The 2,059-nt window shown below is 74.9% G+C and carries 2 protein-coding genes; both read left to right on the forward strand.

Translation table 11 applies throughout. The features are described from left to right. Positions 1 to 202 precede the first annotated feature (202 nt). Positions 203 to 1,810 (forward strand): acyl-CoA carboxylase subunit beta, encoded by a 1,608-nt coding sequence (locus NT8_RS27960; protein ID WP_067976062.1) that lies wholly within the window; start codon positions 203 to 205, stop codon positions 1,808 to 1,810. Between the two features lie 43 nt (positions 1,811 to 1,853). After that, on the forward strand, positions 1,854 to 2,059 hold a 206-nt coding region (locus NT8_RS27965; RefSeq protein ID WP_157516008.1), incomplete at its 3' end, for an acyl-CoA carboxylase epsilon subunit.

Genomic DNA, 2,059 nt, shown 5'->3' on the forward strand with positions numbered 1-2,059 from the left:
GGGGGGGTCGGGGCGGGCGGAGGCCGGCCTCCACGGGCGGTGCGGCGTCGGCCGACCGGCCACGGGGTGGGCGCGGCCGGGCTCCCCCGGTCCCGGGGGCGGGTTTGTGGCTTCTTTGATCCCGCTTTCACAGCGGGGGCCGAACCTATGGGCGGAGGCCCGTCCCGCGACGCGGAACCGATGTGGAGGAGGAGTCCGGCACATGACGCTGGCGGATGAGACACGAGCACCCGAACCGGTGGCGGCGCCCCCGCGCCCGCCGTCCCTGGCGCAGCGGACGGCGGACCTCCGGGAGCTGAAGGACGCCGTCGCCGCGGGCCCGAGCGAGCGCGCCACCGAGGCGCAGCACGCGCGCGGCAAGCTGACCGCGCGGGAGCGCATCGACCTGCTCCTGGACAAGGGGTCGTTCACCGAGATCGAGGGGCTGCGCCGGCACCGGGCGACCGGGTTCGGCCTGGAGGCGCGGCGGCCGCACACCGACGGCGTGGTCACCGGGTGGGGCACGGTCGACGGGCGGACGGTGTTCGTCTACGCCCACGACTTCCGGATCTTCGGCGGCGCCCTCGGCGAGGCGCACGCCGCCAAGATCCACAAGATCATGGACCTGGCCGCCTCGGCCGGGGCCCCGCTGGTCAGCCTGAACGACGGCGCCGGCGCGCGCATCCAGGAGGGCGTGACCGCGCTCGCGGGCTACGGCGGGATCTTCACCCGCAACGTCCGCTCCTCGGGGGTGATCCCGCAGATCAGCGTCATGCTGGGGCCGTGCGCCGGCGGCGCCGCCTACTCCCCCGCGCTGACCGACTTCGTGTTCATGGTGCGGTCGACCTCGCAGATGTTCATCACCGGCCCCGACGTGGTCGAGGCGGTGACCGGGGAGCGCATCAGCCAGGACGACCTCGGCGGCGCCCGGGTGCACGCGAGCGTCAGCGGGGTCGCCGCGTTCGACTTCGACAACGAGGAGGACTGCCTGGCGGAGGTCCGGTACCTGCTGTCGTACCTGCCCGCCAACAACCAGGAGCTGCCGCCGCAGGCGTCCTCCGCCGACCCCGCCGACCGGCGCGGCGAGCGCCTGGTCGACCTGGTGCCCAGCGACCCGGGGCGCCCCTACGACATGCGCGAGGTCATCGAGGAGGTCGTCGACGACGGCGAGTACCTGGAGATCCAGGCGGGCTGGGCGCCGAACCTGATCTGCGCGCTGGCCCGGATCGACGGCGCGGTGGTCGGCATCGTGGCCAACCAGCCGATGGCGCTGGCGGGGGTGCTCGACATCGACGCGTCCGACAAGGGGGCGCGGTTCGTCAACACCTGCGACGCGTTCAACATCCCCCTGGTGACGCTGGTCGACGTGCCGGGCTTCCTGCCCGGCGCCGACCAGGAGCACAACGGCATCATCCGGCACGGCGCCAAGCTGCTCTACGCCTACTGCCGGGCGACCGTGCCGCGCATCCAGGTGATCCTGCGCAAGGCGTACGGCGGCGCCTACATCGTCATGGACTCGCGGTCGATCGGCGCCGACCTGTCGCTGGCCTGGCCGGGCAACGAGATCGCGGTGATGGGCGCCGAGGGCGCGGCCAACGTGGTGTTCCGCCGGGACATCGCGGCCGCCGAGGACCCGGAGGCGCGCCGCGCCGAACTGGTCGAGGAGTACCGGGAGCAGCTGATGCACCCGTTCTACGCGGCCGAGCGCGGCCTGGTGGACGACGTCATCGACCCGGCGGAGACCCGGTCGGTGCTGGCGCGGTCGCTGGCCGCGCTGCGCCGCAAGGAGTCCCCCGCCCCCTACCGCAAGCACGGCAACCCCCCGATGTGAGGAGGCGGCGGCGCCCCGCTGCGGCGGGGCGCCGCGACCGGTCATGACCGAACAGGTGGCGCGGGTCCCCGAGGGGGACGCATCCGCGGAGACGGTGCAGACGGTGTTCGACGTGCGGCGCGGGCGGCCCGCGGCCGACGAGCTGGCGGCCGTGGTGGTGGTGCTGGCGTCGGTGCTGCGGCCCGGCGGCGCGGACCCCGGGGCGGCGGCCCCGGCGGCGCGGGCGCCGTGGACCCGGGCGGGGGCCTA

Source organism: Nocardiopsis trehalosi NBRC 14201 (genome assembly GCF_001552555.1).
Lineage (GTDB): Bacteria > Actinomycetota > Actinomycetes > Streptosporangiales > Streptosporangiaceae > Nocardiopsis_B > Nocardiopsis_B trehalosi.

Excerpts from the sequence above, each read along its gene's own strand:
- NT8_RS27960 (WP_067976062.1), top strand. The coding sequence starts at position 203 with ATGACGCTGGCGGATGAGACACGAGCACCCGAACCGGTGGCGGCGCCC.